The sequence below is a fragment of the Dickeya lacustris genome, from assembly GCF_029635795.1.
Taxonomy (GTDB): domain Bacteria; phylum Pseudomonadota; class Gammaproteobacteria; order Enterobacterales; family Enterobacteriaceae; genus Dickeya; species Dickeya lacustris.
On the sequence record NZ_CP114280.1, the window covers coordinates 334,191 to 356,575 of the forward strand.

The 22,385-nt window shown below is 52.2% G+C and carries 18 protein-coding genes; 5 read left to right on the forward strand and 13 right to left on the reverse strand.

Features of this window, described 5'->3' with window-relative positions:
• The first annotated feature begins 363 nt into the window (after positions 1-363).
• Both pntA and pntB read left to right on the forward strand, forming a co-directional pair.
• Positions 364-1,896, forward strand: coding sequence for a Re/Si-specific NAD(P)(+) transhydrogenase subunit alpha (pntA, locus tag O1Q98_RS01550; protein WP_125259479.1), 1,533 nt, complete (start codon positions 364-366; stop codon positions 1,894-1,896).
• Positions 1,897-1,906: 10 nt separating this feature from the next.
• The gene (pntB, locus tag O1Q98_RS01555) at positions 1,907-3,295 is read left to right on the forward strand and encodes a Re/Si-specific NAD(P)(+) transhydrogenase subunit beta (protein WP_125259480.1); all 1,389 of its coding nucleotides are present in this window, start codon (positions 1,907-1,909) and stop codon (positions 3,293-3,295) included.
• 144 nt (positions 3,296-3,439) lie between these two features.
• On the opposite strand, the gene uspE is transcribed toward pntB, so the two are convergent.
• From uspE to O1Q98_RS01605, 10 genes are all read right to left on the reverse strand, one after another.
• Positions 3,440-4,405, reverse strand: coding sequence for a universal stress protein UspE (uspE, locus tag O1Q98_RS01560; protein WP_125259481.1), 966 nt, complete (start codon positions 4,403-4,405; stop codon positions 3,440-3,442).
• Positions 4,406-4,541: 136 nt separating this feature from the next.
• Positions 4,542-5,294, reverse strand: a complete 753-nt coding sequence (gene fnr, locus O1Q98_RS01565) for a fumarate/nitrate reduction transcriptional regulator Fnr (protein WP_125259482.1) — start codon at positions 5,292-5,294, stop codon at positions 4,542-4,544.
• 248 nt (positions 5,295-5,542) lie between these two features.
• The gene (ogt, locus tag O1Q98_RS01570; RefSeq protein WP_125259483.1) at positions 5,543-6,055 is read right to left on the reverse strand and encodes a methylated-DNA--[protein]-cysteine S-methyltransferase; all 513 of its coding nucleotides are present in this window, start codon (positions 6,053-6,055) and stop codon (positions 5,543-5,545) included.
• 341 nt (positions 6,056-6,396) lie between these two features.
• A complete protein-coding gene (locus O1Q98_RS01575; RefSeq protein WP_125259484.1) occupies positions 6,397-8,340 on the reverse strand; it encodes a methyl-accepting chemotaxis protein in 1,944 nt (647 codons plus the stop codon).
• 392 nt (positions 8,341-8,732) lie between these two features.
• The gene (locus tag O1Q98_RS01580; protein ID WP_125259485.1) at positions 8,733-9,956 is read right to left on the reverse strand and encodes an SAM-dependent methyltransferase; all 1,224 of its coding nucleotides are present in this window, start codon (positions 9,954-9,956) and stop codon (positions 8,733-8,735) included.
• On the reverse strand, positions 9,949-10,707 hold the full coding sequence (locus O1Q98_RS01585; protein ID WP_125259486.1) for a DUF1365 domain-containing protein: 759 nt from the start codon (positions 10,705-10,707) through the stop codon (positions 9,949-9,951). The genes O1Q98_RS01580 and O1Q98_RS01585 overlap by 8 nt, the downstream gene beginning before the upstream one ends.
• The gene (locus tag O1Q98_RS01590; protein WP_125259487.1) at positions 10,704-11,993 is read right to left on the reverse strand and encodes an NAD(P)/FAD-dependent oxidoreductase; all 1,290 of its coding nucleotides are present in this window, start codon (positions 11,991-11,993) and stop codon (positions 10,704-10,706) included. The genes O1Q98_RS01585 and O1Q98_RS01590 overlap by 4 nt, the downstream gene beginning before the upstream one ends.
• Positions 11,990-12,709: an SDR family NAD(P)-dependent oxidoreductase gene (locus O1Q98_RS01595; protein WP_125259488.1), complete on the reverse strand. Its 720-nt coding sequence runs from the start codon at positions 12,707-12,709 to the stop codon at positions 11,990-11,992. Before O1Q98_RS01595 ends, O1Q98_RS01590 begins: the two co-directional genes overlap by 4 nt.
• The gene (locus tag O1Q98_RS01600; RefSeq protein ID WP_125259489.1) at positions 12,706-13,137 is read right to left on the reverse strand and encodes a nuclear transport factor 2 family protein; all 432 of its coding nucleotides are present in this window, start codon (positions 13,135-13,137) and stop codon (positions 12,706-12,708) included. Before O1Q98_RS01600 ends, O1Q98_RS01595 begins: the two co-directional genes overlap by 4 nt.
• Positions 13,134-13,883 (reverse strand): MerR family transcriptional regulator, encoded by a 750-nt coding sequence (locus O1Q98_RS01605; RefSeq protein WP_125259490.1) that lies wholly within the window; start codon positions 13,881-13,883, stop codon positions 13,134-13,136. The genes O1Q98_RS01600 and O1Q98_RS01605 overlap by 4 nt, the downstream gene beginning before the upstream one ends.
• Before the next feature lie 255 nt (positions 13,884-14,138).
• Here O1Q98_RS01605 and O1Q98_RS01610 point away from each other — a divergent pair, with 255 nt between their 5' ends.
• Complete coding sequence (locus tag O1Q98_RS01610) at positions 14,139-14,711, forward strand: hypothetical protein (protein ID WP_125259491.1); 573 nt, start codon at positions 14,139-14,141, stop codon at positions 14,709-14,711.
• Positions 14,712-14,987: 276 nt separating this feature from the next.
• Entirely contained in the window at positions 14,988-16,931 is a 1,944-nt protein-coding gene (locus tag O1Q98_RS01615) for a methyl-accepting chemotaxis protein (protein ID WP_125259492.1), read from the forward strand.
• A gap of 210 nt (positions 16,932-17,141) precedes the next feature.
• Here O1Q98_RS01615 and O1Q98_RS01620 read toward each other — a convergent pair whose 3' ends face one another.
• On the reverse strand, positions 17,142-18,419 hold the full coding sequence (locus tag O1Q98_RS01620) for a PTS ascorbate transporter subunit IIC (RefSeq protein WP_125259493.1): 1,278 nt from the start codon (positions 18,417-18,419) through the stop codon (positions 17,142-17,144).
• Between the two features lie 264 nt (positions 18,420-18,683).
• Positions 18,684-19,193: a phenolic acid decarboxylase gene (locus O1Q98_RS01625; RefSeq protein ID WP_125259494.1), complete on the reverse strand. Its 510-nt coding sequence runs from the start codon at positions 19,191-19,193 to the stop codon at positions 18,684-18,686.
• Positions 19,194-19,310: 117 nt separating this feature from the next.
• Between O1Q98_RS01625 and O1Q98_RS01630 the strand changes: the two genes are divergently transcribed.
• The gene (locus O1Q98_RS01630) at positions 19,311-20,291 is read left to right on the forward strand and encodes a LysR family transcriptional regulator (protein WP_125259495.1); all 981 of its coding nucleotides are present in this window, start codon (positions 19,311-19,313) and stop codon (positions 20,289-20,291) included.
• A 69-nt stretch (positions 20,292-20,360) separates the two neighbouring features.
• On the opposite strand, the gene O1Q98_RS01635 is transcribed toward O1Q98_RS01630, so the two are convergent.
• Complete coding sequence (locus O1Q98_RS01635) at positions 20,361-21,917, reverse strand: ferritin-like domain-containing protein (RefSeq protein ID WP_125259496.1); 1,557 nt, start codon at positions 21,915-21,917, stop codon at positions 20,361-20,363.
• Between the last annotated feature and the right edge of the window lie 468 nt (positions 21,918-22,385).

Here is a 22,385-nt window from a genome sequence, read left to right on the forward strand (position 1 = left end):
AAAAGTGAAGATAATAACCGTTAATATTGAAATTCATTTCATAAGCGTTGTTTATTAACATTTTTTGAATTAACAAAGCATTAACACGGGCTTTTTGTGAAGTAACCCGAAATATTGTTGTAGCAATAATGCTAAAAAAAATAACTTTAACGGTAATTTTTAGCTAAAAATTGCCATGAGAAGCGATCATCGCTCTGCTTTTAGAACTTAATGGTTTTAACAGTGGATCATTAATTCCATTTTAAGTAGGTTATAAATGTACTTACCGCCGTTGCATGGGTGCTTGATAGCGCGGTAGGTTTCTTTCAAGTAATTGATATAGTTCAAATATAAAACCTTCGTGACAACGAAAAGGGATTCATAATGCGTATTGGTGTACCAAGAGAGAGGTTGACCAATGAAGCCCGTGTCGCAGCCACGCCAAAAACGGTGGAGCAGCTGCTGAAACTGGGGTTCGAGGTCGGCATTGAAAGTGGCGCTGGTAAACTTGCCAGTTTCGATGATGCAGCCTATGAACAGGCGGGAGCCACCATTCTCGATACCTCGGCGGTCTGGCAGAGCGATATTGTGCTTAAAGTTAATGCGCCACTGGATGATGAAGTGGCGCTAACGCGTGCTGGCAGTACCATCGTCAGTTTTATTTGGCCTGCGCAAAACCCGGCATTGCTTGACGCGCTTGCTGCAAGGCAAGTCACTGTGATGGCGATGGACGCCGTGCCCCGTATTTCCCGCGCGCAATCGTTAGATGCACTGAGTTCGATGGCTAACATCGCTGGTTATCGTGCGATTGTGGAGGCGGCCCATGAATTTGGTCGTTTCTTTACCGGCCAGATAACGGCGGCAGGTAAAGTACCTCCCGCGAAAGTGCTGATTATCGGTGCCGGGGTTGCCGGTCTTGCCGCTATCGGCGCCGCAGGTAGCCTTGGTGCTATCGTCCGTGCGTTTGATACCCGCCCTGAAGTTAAAGAGCAGGTAAAAAGCATGGGGGCCGAGTTCCTGGAACTGGCGTTCGAGGAAGAGGCGGGGAGTGGAGATGGCTACGCGAAAGTGATGTCGGATGCCTTTATCAAGGCAGAGATGGCGCTGTTCGCCGCACAAGCCAAAGAGGTAGACATTATTGTCACCACCGCGCTTATCCCAGGGAAACCGGCACCGAAGTTGATTACTGCCGAAATGGTACACAGTATGAAACCGGGCAGTGTGATTGTGGATCTGGCGGCCCAAACGGGCGGGAACTGCGAGCTGACGGTCGCTGATCGGGTAACGGTGACAGAGAATGGCGTGAAAATTATCGGTTATACCGATTTGCCTAGCCGTTTGCCGACGCAGTCGTCGCAGCTTTATGGCACAAATCTGGTTAACTTGCTGAAATTACTCTGTAAAGAGAAAGACGGGCAGATCAATATCGATTTTGACGACACGGTCATTCGTGGCGTGACCGTTATTCGTGACGGCGATATCACCTGGCCTGCACCGCCCATTCAGGTTTCCGCACAACCGCAACAGGCGAAACCGGCTGCGGCCAGCGCGGTAAAACCGGAAAGTCAGCCGACGTCGCCCTGGCGGAAGTTTGTTTTTCTCGCACTTGCCATTGTGTTGTTCGGCGGGTTGGCGAATGTGGCACCGAAAGAGTTCCTGTCACACTTCACCGTCTTCGCGCTGTCGTGTGTGGTTGGCTATTACGTGGTATGGAATGTCAGCCATGCGCTGCATACGCCACTGATGTCTGTCACCAACGCGATATCCGGCATTATCGTTGTCGGGGCATTGTTGCAGATTGGGCATGGCGGCTGGGTGTCATTCTTCTCGTTTATTGCCGTGTTGATTGCCAGTGTTAATATTTTCGGCGGCTTTACCGTCACTCAGCGCATGCTGAAAATGTTCCGCAAAAATTAAGGGGTAGCTGATGTCTGGAGGATTAGTGACGGCAGCGTATATTGTTGCCGCAATTTTATTTATTTTCAGCCTGGCTGGCTTATCCAAGCATGAAACCTCTCGTCAGGGGAACATTTTCGGTATCAGCGGTATGGCTATCGCGTTGTTGGCCACCATTCTTGGGCCAAATGCCGGTAACGTCGGCTGGATTATCGTTGCGATGGCGATCGGCGGTGCCATTGGTGTCTACCTGGCGCGTAAAGTTGAAATGACTGAAATGCCAGAGTTGGTGGCAATCCTGCACAGTTTTGTCGGGTTTGCGGCTGTTTTGGTTGGTTTTAACAGCTTTATTGGCGAAGGTGAAATCACCGATCGGGTGATGGAAAATATCCACCTGACCGAAGTGTTCCTCGGTATTTTTATCGGTGCAGTCACGTTTACCGGGTCGGTGGTCGCGTTTGGTAAGTTGCGCGGTGTGATTTCATCCAAACCGTTGATGTTGCCTAATCGCCATAAGATGAATCTGGCAGCGTTAGTGCTGTCGTTTTTATTACTGCTGGTGTTTGTGAAAGCCCACAGTGTGGGGATGCAGGTATTTGCATTGCTGCTGATGACCCTTATTGCTCTGGCATTTGGCTGGCATCTGGTGGCATCAATCGGCGGTGCCGATATGCCTGTTGTGGTGTCGATGCTGAACTCCTATTCTGGCTGGGCCGCTGCCGCCGCTGGCTTTATGTTAAGCAACGACCTGCTGATCGTGACCGGTGCATTGGTGGGGTCATCGGGCGCCATTCTGTCTTACATTATGTGTAAAGCGATGAACCGTTCATTTATCAGCGTCATTGCCGGTGGATTTGGCACCGATGGTTCATCGGCAAGTGCGGATGAAGAAGTGGGTGAGCATCGCGAAACCACGGCAGAAGAGGTGGCTGAACTGTTAAAAAACTCCAGTTCAGTGATAATCACGCCGGGATATGGCATGGCGGTGGCGCAGGCGCAATACCCGGTACATGACATTACCGCCAGGCTGCGTGCGCGAGGGATCAATGTGCGGTTTGGTATTCACCCGGTTGCAGGTCGTTTGCCTGGGCACATGAACGTGTTGTTGGCTGAAGCGAAAGTACCCTATGACGTGGTGCTGGAGATGGATGAAATCAATGATGATTTCTCTGATACCGACACCGTACTGGTGATTGGCGCTAACGATACGGTAAACCCGGCCGCACAGGAAGATCCACATAGCCCGATTGCCGGCATGCCGGTACTGGAAGTGTGGAAAGCGCAGAATGTTATCGTCTTTAAGCGTTCGATGAATACCGGCTATGCTGGTGTACAGAACCCGTTGTTCTTTAAAGAAAACACGCAAATGTTATTTGGCGATGCCAAGGAAAGCGTTGAGGCCATTCTTAAAGCGCTGTAATGGCGTTTCTGATGGTCGATAAGTGCGAGTAACAAGGGGCCAGTTGGCCCCTTGTTGTTTATTGGGTGATGGTAGATTAGGTGACAGCTGAGGTGGCGCAGGATATTTCATCCACCATCACCATCTGCCTATCCGCCGTTGTCACTAGACCTCGTCTGTTTTGGTCTCGTTTTCACCCTGGAGTGTGACCGGTGAGATAAAATCATCTGGTTTGATCGCCAGCAGGTCGCATTTCAGGTGATCGATAACATGCTCAACGGTATTACCAATAAAGGCTGCGGACAAACCGGTACGTCCCAATGAGCCTAACACCACAACGCCTGCTTGCAGATGCTCGGCCAAATCAGGGATAACATCCTCCGGCAAGCCTTTTTCCACATGAGTGACGCGTTCATCCAGGCCAAACTTCTGCCGCAGTGATTTCATCGCCAGCAAGTGCTGGCCACGAATGGCACCATTGTAGACGCCGGGGTCAAAATCGGGCAGTTCAATGGCGATGTTAATCGGTGTTACCGGATAGGCACCGACCAGATGAACTTCGGTTTGGTCAACCTGATGCGCCAGCTCCAGTGCTTCTGACACCAGCTTAATGTTCAGCGGGTCATGGTACGGATCTTCGCTGGCGAGATTGACGGCGACCAGCGCCCGACCATTTTGCGGCCAAGGCTGATCTTTCACCATCCAGACCGGGCAGGGGCATTTACGCAGTAACTGCCAGTCAGTTGGGGTAAAAATCACGGCTTCCAGCCTATCGTGCTGATGCGCCATTTTGAGCAATAAATCGTGCTGGCCCGCAATGACTTCCTGAATAATGGCTTCATAAGGTTTGTTGTGCCAGACCACCTTAATGTCGATAGTAATTCCCGCATCGAGATAGTATTTGCACTGTTCCGTAATCCATTCGGTTCGCTGGGCAATAACCCCACGCCTCATCTCTGTTCTTTCATCTGGCGAGAGCAGTGTGGTCATTTCATAGGAAAAGTCGTAGATAGGCAGAAACGCCTTGATTCTGCCCCCTAGTCGCTGAACCAGATAGACAGCCCGACGTAACGCGGGTTGGTCGTCCTGATTTGGGTCAATAGCGACCAGTAAGTTCTGATACTTCGCCATAACGCCTCCTGTTGGCTGTCAGTCCGCAGCCTGCCCGTTAAGAGTAACGCATGGAAATCGCTTTGAACAACAGGTGATGGGGCCGGAACAATAATTTAGTGTCATTATTGATCCGGCGAAAGAAATAACGGGAGCGTTACGCTTTATGACGAGATGTGCCGGATAGCTCGGCTAACGCATCAATGTTTTCAATGGTGATATACTTGCCTTTTACCGCCAGCATACCGCTTTTTTGGAAACGCCCCAGCAAGCGGCTAATGGTTTCCACCGTTAAGCCAAGATAGTTGCCTATGTCGCCACGGGTCATCGTCAGACGAAATTCACGCGGTGAAAAGCCACGCTGTGCAAAACGACGCGACAGATTATAGATAAAAGCCGCGAGCCGCTCTTCGGCATTTTTCTTTGACAGCAGCAGAATCATATCCTGATCGCCACGGATTTCGCCGCTCATCAGCCTCATCATCTGTTGGCGCAGATTCGGCATTTTGCCGGATAAATCGTCCAGGGTTTCGAACGGGATCTCGCACACCATTGAGGTTTCTAGCGCCTGAGCAAAACTGGGGTGCTGTGCGTTGCCGATGGCATCAAACCCCACCAGATCGCCTGCCAGATGAAAGCCGGTTATCTGCTCGTCACCTTGTTCGGTGATGGTGTAGCTTTTAATTGTACCCGAGCGGATAGCATACAGTGATTTCAGTTCATCTCCCGCCTTGAACAACGCCTGACCCTTTTGGATGGGTTTTTTCCTTTCGATAATATTGTCGAGCTGATCAAGTTCGTGCTCGTTAAGTGTGAAAGGAATACAGAGCTGGCTGATGCTGCAATCCTGGCAATGGATGGCGCAACCACCAGACTGAATGCGTCGGATTATTCGCTTTTCAGGAATCATAGGCTTTACTCAGGCGATAATTGATATTGGTCAATTTTAACAGCTTTTATTGTGTCTGATAAGATCCGCTATCTTTGGAACTGACTATTAAATAGTGAGCTTATTAATATTTTCTTTTATGTCATAAAGGTAGCGCGGTTTTTTGCCGGGCGCATTGTGACATCCCGGCATCAGTCATGCCATCACGTAATAGTTATGCGTGAAGTTAATAACGAATGGTTAATAAAGGAATAAAAGAATAAAAGGGTTCAGGATAAATATCCCTCATGGGTTAACAGCCACTTCTTGCGCTCAATGCCGCCGGCGTAGCCGGTGAGTGCGCCACCGGCACCAATGACGCGGTGGCAAGGCACCACAATACTAATGGGATTCGCGCCGTTCGCCATGCCAATGGCGCGCGAAGCGGTCGGTTTGCCGAGACGATGAGCCAGTTCGCCATAGGTGGTGGTGGTGCCACAGGGTAAAGTACGCAATGCCTGCCAGACGCGTAACTGAAAATCCGTACCGCGAGCCGCGACAGGAAGGTTATCGATAACATGCACATCACCGTCAAAATAGGCGCGTAATTTGTCGCTAAATCCACCCGGGTTGTTACAGGCTTTTAATGTGAAAGGATCATCTCGATAACGTTTATTCAGCGAGAGATATAAACTTTCTTCATATTCGCGCCATTCAACGGCCCGAAGCTGCTCATCTTCATCGGCGATCAGTAATAATTCACCAATCGGCGTGGGCAGGGTATCGAATAAAAATATCTGCATATTTTTCATATCCTATGCGGTATGCCGGTTTATGCGTGGTGACTCGGCAAGGTATTGCTGGAGTGCGCCCGAGTGTTGATAGGCGGCGCTTTTGCGATGGCCGGGCGAATCAACCGTTGCTGCGCAACATCTTCGCGCAACGTCATCGCGCAACGTCACCGCGCGACAAGACCCGAAAGGGTACTTACCCGTCGGTCTTGGCAGGGTGAGGCATTGTCGCCTGAAGTGCAGAGTCTGTCACACAAAAACTGCATGACCTCTGCCGGGCAAAACAAAGAAGACGCAGGAAGACGATGCCGGAATAAGGCGCGGGATTGCGCCTTATTCCGGCATGAGGGGGGTTAGGATGAAGCCAGTTTTTGCAGCACGGTCAGTTGGTTAACGGCGTCCTGCATGGCATCCATACCTTTAGCCAGGTCTTTGAGATTACCGAGGTTTGCCGTCATATTGGCGCGATCGCGGTCTGTTTCTGCACTCATGCTGGCAATCTGGTTCGCCGCCGAGATGCTTTTTTCCGCCATTTGTTGCGTGGTGCTGACGGTTTGCTGGGCGATTGCCCGTATATGGGCGATAGTATCGACAGCTTCCCGAATGCTGCTGGTGGTGGCATCCACCTGCTCTTTCGAGGAGCTGGCAAGTTTTCGCACTTCCTCGGCAACCACAGCGAAACCTCTGCCCGCTTCGCCCGCCCGGGCGGCTTCTACCGCCGCATTGAGCGCCAGCAAGTTGGTCTTGTCTGCAATGGCATTGATACCGCTGGTAATATGGGTAATACCAATCGAGATACGCTCCAAATCGTTAAGGCCCGTCTCAAGTCGCCCCTGCGCTTCCTGTGTTTTCGCCGCAGAGTCACTGATGGCGCGGATACTGGTTTGCGCCACATCAAGCGTATCGCTTTGCCGTAACGTCGCTTGTTCGAGTTGCGGCATGGCTGTCAGTAACGGAGCCAACGCCTGTTCATACTCGACAACCTGCTTAACCACGGCGGACTGAATATCATGCAACGCTTCCCAGCGCCGTAGCGCCCGTTGTGCGTAGTGGCCGGCATAGGCGGCGTAATCGACCGGGAAGTGGGACATGGCTTTGACATCATGATTAAAAAACGCGAGGGCTGAGAGCGTTTGGTTAATCGGTACTCCGAGTATTTCACCAAAGCTTGAGAAGCCAGCCGCCGGAATTTGCGCGAAGAATTGGGCTTCGTTTAACCGCGTGTTACCCGCACGGCGTAACACACAGTCATTGAGAAGAACTAACTCTGGTTTGCCGTGTTGTGACACAAATTGTTGCCAGTCGCGCTCTGTACTGGCGATGAAATCGGTCGATTCCATCAGGTATAGCCTATCGCCGAATTCGAGGTCGCAGAAAAACGCGATCCGGTCTTGCTTGATGGCTGCAACCGAGCGAACAAAATATTCATCATTCACTTTAACAGCGAAGGTTTTACCAGCCAGATGTTGACTGATTTGGTCAGGGGAGCAGCGCAGGCAGTTGGCGATAGCGTCAATCAACGGTTGTTCATTACCGTGAGCATCGAAAACGGATTTGACGGTACGGGCGACAGGGTCGGCCTCGGCAACCAGCCAGCTTTGTTTGGTGGGTGCAAAGTTTTGGCTCTTAAACGGCGCAAACGACTTACCCGGCGCCATCTGGCAAAACACAATCACGGCTTTTCCCTGCAAGACATTGTTATCCGCGCTGATATAGGTGCCGCTAAAATCCAGTTTTCCGCCCGCCGCGCCGCCAATCGCAAGGCAGGGAAAGCGCCGACAGGCGTACCAGGCTTGCATTAAAAAGCCTTCGGAGGCGGCCAGCCCATCGCAGTAAATGAGTGCAAACGTGTTGTCAGAGGACAAGGGCATGCTGACATTCATTCGCTCCAGCTCACGCCGAATGGCATCAATTCTCACGCGCGCATTGGGTTTATCATGCATATGCAGATCCACCAAATGCACCTCATGGCGAGCAATCAGCGATTGCGGCAACCATAACCAGCTCCCTTGCGGGCCTTCCATATCACAGTAGGTCGATTGACCGCGCTGGCTGCAAAGCGCACCCGTGGAGGACAGGGTGATAACACTACGATAGGGCGCAGAGAAACGCTGCCAGGCTCGATTAACAGCGGCAAAATCGGCATTGGGGGGAACGAATACCATCAATAGCCCAGGGGCGGACGGTAATCCCAGTTGTGACAGCGAAGAAGGCAAAGCATCACACCGATAGACGCCGCGAGCAGGGCGCGATTTCTTTAAACCCGGAATTGAGAGACGACTCAGGAAAGATGACATGATATCTCCACATCCTATGGTTAAATTAATTAATGGGATACGTGAATTTATCCTACGAGAAGCGATACAGCCTTAAGGTGATCAGGATCACCACGAAGCGTGATATCCGTCGGGAAATTCATTTTCGTGTACAGGATCACAGGCTTGATTGGGCAAATATCCCTGTTTTGTAATAACTAATTACAGTTAGTCATTATTTAAGATATGTAAAGTCAAACAGCCTGCGTTCAGGTGCAAGCGAGAGGGGGCGGTGGCGGCAGAGACGATAAACTCGCCGCGTTGCGAGAACGTGTCACCGAGCTGGCCACTGAAATATCTAACCACTGAAATATCCAGCGCCTGAAGTATCTGGCCATTGACGTATCGGTGACAACGTCACGCAAGCGGTGCGTCTACGGGCACTCGGCGGTGATTTGCACGGTGCTGATGGTGCGGGCGAGAAAACCGGCTTCACAATAGCACAGGTAAAATAACCATAAGCGTCGAAAGCGATCGTCAAAACCGAGTGGTGCGATTTCAGACCAATGCTGGACAAATCGCTTGCGCCACTCATGCAGCGTGCGCGCATAATCCATCCCCATATCATGCAGGTCACGCATCACCAGGCGAGAGTGCCGGGTCATGGTTTCATTTAGCGCGGTCACGGAGGGCAAAAAGCCGCCAGGAAAGATGTAGCGCTGAATAAAGTCTACGCGTCGGCTATAGCGTGCATAGTATTGATCGCTGATGGTAATGGCTTGTAATACCAGGCGACCTCCGGGTTTCAGTCGTTGCTGGCAGTGCTGAAAGAAGACCGGCAGAAAGGCTTTGCCTACCGCCTCAATCATTTCGATGGAGACGATTTTGTCGTACTGCCCCGTCAGGTCGCGATAATCCTGGCACAGTACCGTAATGCGATCATCAAGCCCCGCCTGCTGCACACGCTGGCGTGTATAGTCAAACTGCGCTTGCGAGACGGTGGTTGTGGTTACGCGGCAGCCATATTCCCGTGCGGCGAACAGCGCCATTTCCCCCCAGCCGCTGCCTATCTCCAGGAGATGGTCGTGTTCACTGAGCTGCAATTGCTCGCACAACCGGCGCAGTTTTGCTTGCTGTGCCTGCTCCAGCGTGGCATTGGGATCGGTATATAACGCGCTGGAATAGAGCATGCTGCGGTCAAGAAAACATTCATAGAATCTGTTTCCCAAATCGTAATGCGCGGCAATATTGCGGCGAGCCTGGTGCCGGGTATTGCGGCGCAAGGCATGCCGTATTTTTTGCAACGGTAATAGCAGCAGTGAGAAACGGGACTCCAGTGCTGTTATTACCGCTCTGTTTTTGGCCAACGCCAGCAAGGTTGCCGTGAGATCCGGTGTGCTCCAGGCGCCATCAAGATAGCTTTCAGCCGCCCCAATTCCACCGCCGAGCAGACATTGGCGATAAAATATCGGGTCATGAACCGTGATATGAGCCTGCAATGCCGCGTGCGGATGACCAAAGGCATGCTGTGTTCCATCGGCGTCATGCAGTTGCAGATAGACATCGCTGAGTTGACTGAGCAGCCGAAACACGACGCGCCGCGCCAGCGAAGCTGACCGCTGATGTGGCCGTTTCAGTGAGTAGGCAGGGTTATTCATGGTGCTTTCTCCCGCAAGATGGATGTGCGTAAACAGGAACGTTCTTTAGCCACAGGCGTAGCGCTTGCCAATAAATCGCCACGGCGGTTTTTAACGTCATCATCGGCAGACGACGGATATGCTGGTGCAGCGAACGGCGCGTGAGTGCGACGCGTCGCAATTGCAATGTGGCGTCGAGCACTTTGGTGGCATTGAGCGTGGTGTCTGAACCCGGTTCAGGGCGGTCATGGTTTTCGATATGAACGCTCAGTGAGGCGCCCGGCGCAGTAAAACGCCAATGGTAATCCATCTCTAACGGGTTGAAAGGCGAGACATGAAAGCGCTTGGCCTGCGGCGTCGGGTTATCTGCGGGGATGGCATAGACATGCCGCTCATTCCACGGCGTGTTACGAACTTCAGCCAGTAACCAGCGTAACTGACCTGACTCGTCATGGCAGTAGTAAAAATTGACCGGATTAAAATGGAACCCGCAATAACGGAGCTGGCAAAGCAAATAGACTTTGCCGTTCAGGGTTTCGCCGGTCAGCGCCGTTAAACGTTCCCGCACCGCGTGTTTGAGGTCACCGCCCGTCAGATAATCCTGCGGCTGAAAAGAGGCGAGCGCGATACGCCGTGATCCAATGCCCACCGTTTTTAATAGCGCCAACTCATCAAGGTCGAGCAACAGCATAAAAATCGGGTAGGTGAAGTCATGCGCCTTGGGCGAAAAGCGCCGATGACGCAGCCAGCCGCTATACAGTGCGCTGTTCATGCTCCCTCCGTATTGCCGGTCAGCCGCTTGTTGAGTGTGCTGACCACATCCAGCGCGCTACGAACGCCATCTTCGTGAAAACCGTTATACCAATAAGCACCGCAGTACCAGGTGTGGTGGCGTCCACTGATTTCACGGCGGCGTCGCTGTGCCAACAGGCTGTCGGTGCTGAATACCGGGTGGTGGTAGGTGAAACGCCGTAGCACCTTGTGCGCGTCAATTGGCCGGGTCGGGTTGAGGGTAAGGCAAAAAGTATGCGGCGTTGATGGCGGTAATCCTTGCAGAATGTTCATGTTATAGGTCACACAGGCTTGGGTTTGTTCCTCTTCCCGGTTGTCGCTATCAAGCCAGTAATTCCAGCTTGCCCAGGCTTTGCGGCGCAGGGGAAGCCAACGGGTGTCCGTATGCAGCACCACCTCGTTCGCCTGATAAGGCAGGCCGCCAAGAATATGCCGCTCGGCAGGCGTGGCATCTTGCAGGAGTGACAGCGCTTGATCGGCGTGGCAGGCGAAGATGACCTCATCAAAAAATTCACTGCCGCGCGCAGATAATACCCGTACGGCAACCGGGGAGCGCCACACTCCCGTCACCGGAGTGCGGCACAAAAATGTCATGCGGTTATTTAACTGCTGCTGCATCCGCCGAATGTACTCGCGTGACCCGCCGGGTATTACATACCACTGCGGGCGATGCGTGATATCGAGCAGGCCGTGATGATTGAAAAAACGCAAGAAAAGGCGCAGAGAAAAACGGCGCATATCAGCCATTGACGCAGACCAGATAGCCGCACCCATCGGCAAAATATAGTGGCGGGCAAAATAGTCGTTAAAGTGCTCACGCGCCAATAAATCGCCCAATGTCAGCGCGTTATCCGGGCGGCGCGTGAGGTAGCGCTTGCAGCAACGGTTAAAGCGCAAAATATCCCATAATAAGCGCCAGAAGCGCGGGTTGAGCACGTTGCGCTTTTGGGCGAACAGTGTTGCGAGCGTATGGCCGTTGTACTCAAGGCCGCTGGTCTGATTATGAACCGAAAAGCTCATTTGCGTTTTGTTACCCTGAAGGTTGAGATCATCAAGCAGGTTAATAAAACGCGGGTAGGTACGATCGTTATAGACGATAAAACCGGTATCGATAGCGTATGTCTGTCCATCGAGGGCGACATCGACGGTGGCGGTGTGGCCGCCGAGATAGTCGTTGGCTTCAAATAGCGTTACCTGATGCTGCTCGGCCAGTTTCCAGGCGCAGGTCATGCCTGCAATACCGCTGCCGATAATGGCTATTTTCATGATCTCACCATGCGTCGTGTAATGCGTTGTTGTAGTGATAGGGGCAGCCGTGCCAACAGACCAAGTAGCCAGGCAAAGACACAGGGAAAGCGGATTTCATCGCGCCCGGCGGCGATGCCACGGCGAATGGCGCGCGAGGCTGCCTGCACGCTGATTTGCATTGGCATCGGAAAATCATTGCGTTGGGTGAGCGGCGTATCGACAAAGCCTGGCATGACGACGGTCACGGCGATACCGCGAGAAGACAGATCCAGCCGCAGACTGTGGGCGAAATAGGTCAGCGCGGCTTTAGATGCGCCATAAGCCTGCGCGCGTGGTAGCGCCACCAATCCGGCCAGAGAACCGATAACAACAATTCGCGCCCCTGGGTTTAGCTGCGGCAGCAGTGTTTCGAGGCAATAGATTGGCCCGAACAGATTAGTGGCGAACACGCGGTGAATTTTGTCTATCTCTATTTGCCCGCCGTCAAGGTACTCACAGGTGCCTGCATTCAGAATCACCAAATCGCAGGCGGCGTCGGTCAAATGATGACGGGTTTGCGCCAATTGGCTGACGTCAAAAACCCGTTGCTGAATATGACGCCCCGGTTGATTGAGCGCTGTCAGTGCCTGAGCGTTGCGGCCACACGCCAGCACCTCCCAGCCGTCATCGGCGTAATCGCAGGCCAGTTGTTTACCGATACCGGAGCTGGCGCCGGTAATGAGGACGCGCTTCATGGTGTCAGCCTCGTTTTTAGCATGCGGATCGCCGGGCCGATGATAGGCAACTGTTCATACAGCAGGGCACCCATATCGTAGAAGTCTTGCTGCCAGCGTATGCGCGCATGGTCATATTCCAGCCATGAGCAGCCTTCCAGAGTCAACGCCGCACCGCGCCGCAGGCGAGGGTGTGCATAGTCCATACGCCACAACAGGGTGGCTCGCTGCCCCTCGCTGAGAACACGGTGTACATCAAAGCGGCAATAGGCAGTGTTCGCCAGTAAACCATTGAAGTAATTGCACAACTGCATCAGGCCGTGGTGTTGGCCGAGCGGGTCTTGTAACACCACATCCTGATGATAGAACGCCGCCAGTTGTACCGGCGTGCAGATATCAAGCTGGCGATAGAATTGGATAATCGCTTGCAACTCCGGGGACGTGGTCATGCCACCTCCTGTTGGCTCAGAATAACGAGCTCGATGCGGTGGTTAGCGGCCAGCCATTGCTGATGCTGGTGATGTTGCTCGGCGGTCAGGGGTTGGGCGTTAACCAACAGCCAACTGCAACCGGGCATCAATTCTGGCCGTGGATAGGTTAACGATTGGGGAACCACGCTACAGCGCTGTGATGAGGGGGTGCGACGTAATGCTTCCAGCCAGACTTCGGTGGTGTCCTGAAGTTGCCAGCCTGCGACAATGACATCTGTTCCGGCGCGTTTACGCGCCCCTTCCAGACAAAACGCACAATAGCTGATAATGACGCTATCAAGCAGGTGATGCAGCGTTTGAATGGTCTCCTGGGGGCTGGCAAGACGTGCGCGCAGGGGGCGCAGTACCTTCTCTACCAGATAATCACTGGGATACTCGCGCCCGGTTTCATACAGCAGGCTGCGTAAGCGGGACAGCTCTCCTGACTGTAACGGCGTGAGGAGCGCATCCTGTAAATCCGTATTGCCTTGCCCCGTACTCACGGATTGGCCTTCCAGCAGGCGTTTTATCTGGCCTATCGGCACGCCTTTTTGAATCCACGAGAGAATGATGCCGACTTCTATCAAGTCAGCGTCGTCGTAAACGCGATGGCCGCCCTCGGTACGTTTCGGGCTAAGTAGCCCATAGCGCCGCTGCCAGGCCCGTAATGTCACGGCATTCACGCCACAGCGGGCCGAAAATTCACTGATACTGTAAGTGGTCATACGTTGTCGTACCCCGAATTCCCTCACCGTTTAAACCTTAGTCAATCGCACAAACTTATACAAACTTTTATTTTTGTACAAATTAATTCGCCGAAAAACAGACGTCGCATGCCGTGCCCGCGCTGCCGACGATAGCCGCTATGCGCCTTTAAATTCATACAGTTGGCGTTTTCCTGCAATTCAGTGAATTTAGGGTATAGTGTTAAGAGGGGATGGAATAACATCAGAATAATGCGTGGTTAAGGAGAGAAAAAAATGATTAACAGCATGATGAAAAGGGGACTGTGTGGCTTGCTGCTGGCCATGCCGCTGGCAAGCCAGGCTGACCCGAACCCGGATTTAATTGCCGGTTATACCTCTCAACAACTGGCGGATGCGCTGCCATCGGTGGTGGATGGCTTAAAACGTCGGGGCGTCGAAGCCGATGCTAAAGCGCATTCGGTTCAGGCTGAATATGTCGATACGGCTACCCGGCGCAAAGCGCTGGTCACGATTTATACATTGCCGTCACCAGCGGATAAAGTGCAGGCTGCGATGGGAGATAGCGATTTAGATGCGGTGATAGCCAGCTCGGAAAAAGAGATGTTACGCCAGCGCATACGGCCTGAGAAAAAAGAGCTGGTTGCGGAAGGCGCGCCGAAGTTTCGCTGCTTGCTCACCTTGCTAAACGATCAGGTTGTGCATTCGTTGTGCGCGGCGATAGTGAAGGGGCGGGTGGTGGAAATTCAGCCGGTAACGTTGGTGGATAACAAGCAATTCGCGCCCGCCCAACAGCATCAGGCTGACATGGTACTGGCTATCGGTAAAAGTTTGCTGTCAGCCAAATAACGGCTTTTGCTCCTCAATCGGCCTTTCAATCAGCCTCTCAATGGGCCTTTCAGTTCGCCTTTCAATTCGCTTCTCAAGGAAAGCCCGGCATCACTCGCCGGGTTTTTTTGTGCTCAATCTGAATAAATAAAATCACTTATGATCAATATAAAGCATAATTTGGTTTAATTTGTGATTAATATCACTATTTTTTGCTAAAAAAAACGCACTTTAATCCGATAAGCCAACAGGTGTGTTTACCTTTGTTGCCGTTTGTTCACTGTTGGAGATGCAAGGATGAGTGCGTTTGTAAATTATGTGAGAAATCTCAAGATAGCTCACAAACTGTATGGTGGATTTGGCGTTGTCCTGCTGCTGGTGATGCTGGCGTCAGCATTGAGTTCGGTTCGTTTTTTTACCATTCGCGATCTGTACATCAAAAGCGCCATCATGAATGAAATGGGTGATTTCATCGATCTCACCCGTATTGCGCGGATCAAGTTCACCTACACGCTGAATAATGACAATTTAGCGAACCTAAACAAGTACCTTGAACAGGCACGCCAGCTTAATGAAAAAGCCAGAGCATTGCGGTGGGAGGGGGATTATCAGCAACAGCTCAACGCAGTAGCGCAGGATTTTAGCGACTATACCCGTCAACTGGAGCGTATTAAAGCCAGTGCGCAGGCGGTTGCGCAGGCGCGTGAGCAAACGGCGTCAGACCCGTTGGCCGGGGTGGACGCGGCATTTTATGCCACGGTTAGCGATCCGGCGCTATTACGTCACTATCATCAAACCAGCGTGCGTTACTGGCAACTGGTGGATTACGCCCATCAGCTACAAAAAGACAACAGCGAGGCGTCTTTTAAGGCGATGCAGGGCGCTTATACTGCGGCAAAAAAAGCATTTGATGAGTTAAACGCCCAATTGCCACCGCAAGAACGTGAGCGTGTTCGTGAGCTTGGCTATCACATTGAGCGTTATAACCAGATCAGTGTGAAATACAACGAGAGTGTCACGCAGTTAAAAGAGGCGGATACCGCGTTGAGAACCACCGGCGATAAGCTGATTAATGACATAACTATGATGCTCAATACGCTTTCTTCGCGTAATAACGAGGTCATCAATAATGCCGTGCTATATACCACGCTATTTGGTCTGGCGGCGATGGTACTTGGGGTGCTGATAGCCTGGTCGGTGACGCGCCAGATAACCCGGCCATTGATGGCCAACCTGAAGCTTGCCGAGCAGATAGCCGCAGGCGATTTAACCACAACCGTGGTGGTTGCTCGCCATGATGAGCTGGGGAAACTGACACACGCGATGATGGTGATGACAGACCGATTGCGTCAGTTAATTGCCGATATTCGTCACAGTGTTGACAGTGTCGCCAGCGCTGCGTCGCAAATCGCTGCCGGTAATCACGACCTGTCCTCACGTACCGAACAACAATCCTCAGCGATAGTCGAAACGGCTGCCAGTATGGAGCAATTAACGGCAACGGTGAAAAACAATGCGGATAATGCGCGGCATGCCAGCCAGATTGCTGAACAGGCATCCGACAATGCCGATCGCGGCGGTGCGATTATCCATGATGTGATTCAGACCATGGCAGACATTTCCGGTAGTTCGAAGCGAATTTCCGATATCACCACCGTCATAAACGGCATCGCTTTCCAGACCAATATCCTGGCGCTAAACGCCGCCGTTGAAGCCGCGCGGGCAGGCGAGCAGGGACGTGGCTTTGCCGTTGTCGCTGGCGAAGTGCGCAATTTGGCGCAACGCAGCGCTCAGGCCGCCAAAGAGATAGAAAGTTTGATTTCAGAGTCCGTTACCCGGGTCAATACCGGGACGGTGTTGGTGTCTGATGCCGGTCACGCGATGGATGAACTGATGGCGTCAGTGAAGCGGGTACACGATATTATGGGGGAAATTACCTCTGCATCGGATGAGCAGAGCCGGGGAATCACCCAGATTGGCGCAGCGGTTGCGGAAATGGATACCACCACGCAACAAAATGCGGCGATGGTGCAACAATCATCGGCGGCGGCTAATGCGCTGGAAGAGGAAGCGGCGAAACTCTCTGAGCGGGTGGCGGTATTCCGTGTCTCTCCGCAAGAGGCCAGCGGCGTTGTCAGCGCCCGTGCGCCGCATCGCGTGGCCTCAGCCACCCGCACCGCCTCACTACCGGCCTCGACGGCGTCCGGTTTGCAAGATAAAGATAACTGGTCATCATTTTGACCCGTGCATTATGTTGACCCGTGCAGTGTTGCCGGACTGACGTGCGTGCAGGCGTCCAGGGCCGAACACACAGCGAAGGTAGCACGCTGAAAGCAAAGTGGTAAAAGTAATACGGTAAGAATTACACGGTAAGCGTTACACAGTAAAAGTAACGCGGTAAAAATAACACCGGCGGCATTCGCCGCCGGTGTATTTCCCCCCACGTGTCCGCTATCTGAACAGGCGAAGTATCCCGTCTAGCAGCAGCGAAGGCAGCGTGAAATCGGGGTCGGCAAACGTGACGCCCTGTGCGCCCAGGTGGGAAAACAGCGGCAGCGTCAAGGCGGGTAGCACGCATAACAGCAGGCCGTTCACGCTACTGGCAAGAATAGCGCCACGGACGCCACCGGTCGCATTACCGAAAATGGCTGCCGCGCCACCGGTAATAAAGCTTGCCATGATACCCGGTACGATAATAGGCAGGCCGACCAGTGGAAACAGTAAGATACATACCAGTTCGACGCTAAAGCTCACCAGAAAACCAATCAGGGTTGCGTTGGGGGCTTTGGTAAACAGCACCATCACATCCACGGCGGGGACAGCGCCGGGGGCGAATACATTAGCAAACCCCTTAAAGGCTGGCACGATTTCGGCAGTGAACAAATTGACGCCCGCCTTGGCCAGATAGAGCCCGCAGGCAAACGTGGCCGCCTGTTCAAGAATAAAAATAACCGCGTTTTTATCTGCCGCGCCTGCACCATACACCATCGTCATTGCTTCATGAATTTGCGGGCGGGTGGCAAACAGGCAAGAGAGCAGCAGTAACACCAGCATGGTCAACAACGTCGCGACGTTTGGCTCACGCAGAAAATCCACCCGCTGGCTCAATGCCAACTGTTCAGTGTCGCGGGTTTTATTGCCGAACCATTTTCCGAGATATGACCCCAATACGTACGATGAAATGGCCGCGTGAGAAATCGCATATTCATTGGAACCGATTATGCGGCGGCTAAAGTGACTCAGAATATACGGCGATGCCGCCATATATAAACCAATCAGTAATGACGAGAGGGCCACCATAGTGGTGTGCGTGAGATGAAACGGCATGAGCACCGCTGTGAACGCGAAGGCCATAAACAGCACCAGATGCAGCGACAGGTAGATATATTTTAGGCGTGTGAAGCGGGCCAGCAGAATATTAACCAGCATGGCGAACAGCAAAATAAGCGCGGCGGTCGCGCCAACTTTGTCCAGCGTTGCCGCCATAATCGCCTCGTTACTGGGAACAACGCCCGCAATGTGAAAGGCATGAGAAAACAGTGAACTGAAGGCGGTGAGCACTTTCATCAAAATACTGCCGCCGACTTTTATCATGGTAAAGCCAATAAAAGATAAAAAAGTCCCGGTTATCAGGCGGGAGAGCGGCGCGCGTTGAAACAGTAAACCGAGGAACGCCACAATGGCGATGATGACAGCGGGCGTTTTGACCAGGCTGAGTAAAATGTCCATATTTTCAATCCATTATATGATGTCGTATCAATCAGAATCCCTTCTCCGGTGTCGCTATCATGACGACGTCACCGAATCCGGGGGATTTTTACATTTTCTAACATTTCGTTCCAGTTAAGTTTGCGGCGCTGGAGGTGGGCAATAAAAACGATGCACATAAAAATGATGAATACGGGAAAGCCAGTTTAAGGGCGGCAGAAATGCAAATGCGCCGACCGGCATTGCCTGCGTCAGCGCGTTTTTTATGTCGTGGTGAAGTGGGAATTAGCTACGCAGCGAGTCAGGAAAATTTGCCGGTAATTCACTGGCCGGGCAGTTGATGACGGTATCATCGTTTTCACCGCAATCACGTACCAGGGTGATGGTGGCGAATTCGTCGATCACTTCGGTTGGATAGGCCGGGCCTGCGGCACGGTAGGACTCCATCAACGGAATATGATCATTCTGGAAGCAGACCGTTTTTTCCGGGTTATTGATAACCCAACGTGGGAAAAAGATCGTGCCGTGGAAAATATTATCGGCCAGGTTGATTATCAGGCTGACATCGGTGCCGGTCGGCTCAGTCCATGACATTTTATACACGTCGCGTGCCACACGGGCGATGAAGACGCGCTGATCTTTCACCCAGCGATTGCCGACAATACCGCTATGAATGCGGTAATCCAGCGTATGGTCATTCTTGACATACAGCTCATAATTCCAGCCGTTATCGTAGGTGTAGACCAAGTGTTTGCCGACAAATCCGCTGAGATCCTGCTTATCGAAACTGTTCATATTTTCTCCTTGTGTGCTATGGATACAGTATAAAGAGAGATTAAATTGATGAATAACGCAGTTTTTGGCATAAATTAATTCAAAAATTAAATCAATATTCAAAGGTAGCGCCGGGAAATGAAGACCACACTGGAACAATGGATACTGCTGCAAGCGGTGGTGGAGCTCGGCGGGTTTGCCGCCGCTGCGCAAGCATTTAATCGCAGCCAATCATCGGTCAGTTATCAGCTGGCGCTGATGCAAGAGCGATTGGGGGTGTCATTGCTGGAGCCTGCTGGACGCAAGGCGGTATTAACCGCCGCAGGGCAACAGTTACTGACGCAGGCCGCGCCGTTACTGATCGCATTTCAGGCGCTGGAAATGCGGGCGGAAGGGTTAACGCGCGGAGAACGGGCCAGAATTGATTTAATTGTTGACAGTGTGTTTCCTAAATCGGCGCTGTTTGCGGCGTTGCGCGAGTTCCAACAACATTATCCTCATACCCAGGTACACCTGAGCGAGGTACTGCGCAGTGAAAGTCAGGCGCAGCGTTTGGACAGACAGGCGGATATCTGGCTGCTGTCGCACCCGTGGGATGGGTTAAATCAGGGACGTCTGCTAATGGAAATGGCATTTGTCGCGGTCGCCAGGGCCGATCATCCATTGCACCAGCTCGCGTCACCGTTGTCGTATCAGGCGTTAAAACGCTATCCGCTGATAGAAATTTTGGATAGACAACAGCAAAACGACAGCCAGCGGAAACCTGTCAGCGCCGAGAACTGGACTTTCACAACGGTTGAAGCGGCGATTGAGGCGGTGATGCACGGTGTTGGGTATGGTTGGTTGCCAGAGCCGCGCATCGCATCATGGCTTGCCAGCGGTGAGCTCAGGCCGCTGGCGTTGGCGCAGGGGGGAAGGCGTTTTACGCCGCTCTATCTGGTGGTAGAGGAAGAAAACCAGCCGGGTGATGCCGCCGTTGTCATGCTGGCGAATTTATTGATACAGGCGGCGTCTCCCGGTGCGCCACGGGCCATAGCACCAGAGACGATTCCATCAGAGGCAACGCTATCAGAAACAATCTCATCAGAAGCAATCGCATCAGAGACACTTAAAAAATAAACGACCTCGAGGGCGTAAAATGCATAAAACTACACCGCCAGATGGCGGTGTAGTTCTTGGGGGACGTCGTTATTTGTTGATAAACGAACGTGGTTTTGGCGGGGTAGCGGCTAGCGCTGCCTGAATCTTCATCGGGTTAAAGTAGTTACGCATCAGGCGGATGCGGTGATCTTCGGTAAATTCATACCGAATAGCCCAGTCATAACTGTAAGGCACGCGCGTTGAACGGGTTATCCCTTGCTGGCTGCCGTAAGCCATCGCCTGGTTGTCGCTGAAGAACACCTTCTCGACGACCTCACTGCTGAATTCAACGGTTTGGCTCATCAGCGACCAGAAACGGGTGAATCCTTCATGACCGTAAAAGACGCCGGTATAAGGCACATCAACCGGGCCGGTCATGTCCCATACCAGTTGTTCACTAAGACAAGCCAGCGCCATTTGCAGATCGCCTGCGGCGTAAGCCTGAGCCAGTTTTTCAAGCGTGGACTGGTTATTGGCAAACGTCACCGCCTGACTTTTGGCCTGAAAACGTGGCGGCGGCGGCGGTGTATATTCAAAGGTCGGGGCGGCGTGATAAGCGCTGTCGCCTGGGAACGGATGGTTGACAATCGCCCGGAAATCTTCACGTAATGCGCCCATGGCCATAATCGCTGGCGTCAGTTTTAACGGCCGGCCCCGCAGCGCTAACTCCAGGTTTTCCAACACCTCACAGTAGCGACGGTTAAAGCGTGTGATGGCTTTGCGCAGCTCGCCTTCGGGGTAGTCGGTGATTTTTGCCGCACTGTGAGTGCGTACGGCTTTATCCCATTCGATCGTCAGCGGATCGCCTGTCGGCCCACTGGCGATGGTATCGCCATGGGTATACATCCGCTCACAGTAAATTTCATTGAACCGATAGTAATGTGGCACATCGTTCTCATCGCCTTGCCAGATATTATGCGGCGAGCCTTCACCCTGATCGCAAATTTGGCGCAGTGCTTTTACCGCACTGTCCAGATCGGTTATCGGGTGCAATTCGCCATACGAGCCATGGCAGAACTGTTCGGTAACGATTTGGCGGGTTGGGTCGCCACAGAATACGGCCTTCTCGCCAAAGGATTCCACCGCTGCGCGCAAGCGCGATTCAATGTAGATATAGTATTCGCCAATCGACATATCGCTGCAGACGTGGCTGGCAACCACTTCCGGGCGAACATATTTAGGATGTTCGATTTGCATAGCCTGATGAATGGCATGCTGAGAGAAGGGGTGCAGCTGTATCTCAAGATCTTCGATACCAAAGGGTAATGCGGATGGGTAGTCGGGCAAAAACGCCGGGCTACTGATATCCGGCGTCCCGCCCACGGCATTGAGCAAATTACCTGCCAGCACAAAATGCAGCATTTCCTCAACCACGACCGAGTGAATCACTTCAGGCACGCGCGGGTCGATATCATCATTAACGGTGTAGAGCATGGTCAGGTAAGGGGGAATAACCGCATGTTCCAGCACCATTGCCTTTTGCAATAAGTCACGAATGTCATCCAGTTCATGCGCCAGATCTTTATGGCTGGTTAATTTGACATAACCATGTTCCCTGAACGTCTTTTCCAGGTCTTGCTGTATATTTTGTTGATTTAAGTTCATGGTGTTATTCCGTCTTGGTCAGTTGCAGCAGCGACGAAGCCTGTAATCAGTCTTATACATTTATTCCTAGCATGAATCTTGAATATCATCATCTTTTGTAGCGTTTTTTTCGTATTTAACGTGTACTGGCACACATTCTGTCCAGTTTAACAACAATCGCTTGCTCTCGATGGGTGACAACGGGCACCGCTATTTGGGCTCGCAATTGGCTCGCGCCTGTCGATGTCGGCAGTGCCGTCCTCCCTCACAAACTGAATAGCAATGCTTATGAATTAAGATATTTATGCATCAAATGCGCCTGACCTTTTTAGCGTAGACAATATCGTGTTAAACCGGGCGAAATCTCAGTAAAAAACCTGACAATAACAGCGAGAGGCGTCAGGGCTAACCCAAAGAAAGGCTATTCCAAAGAAAAAATATTCCAAAGAAAAACTATTCAAAAAAAACCATTCCAAAGAAAAGCTACGG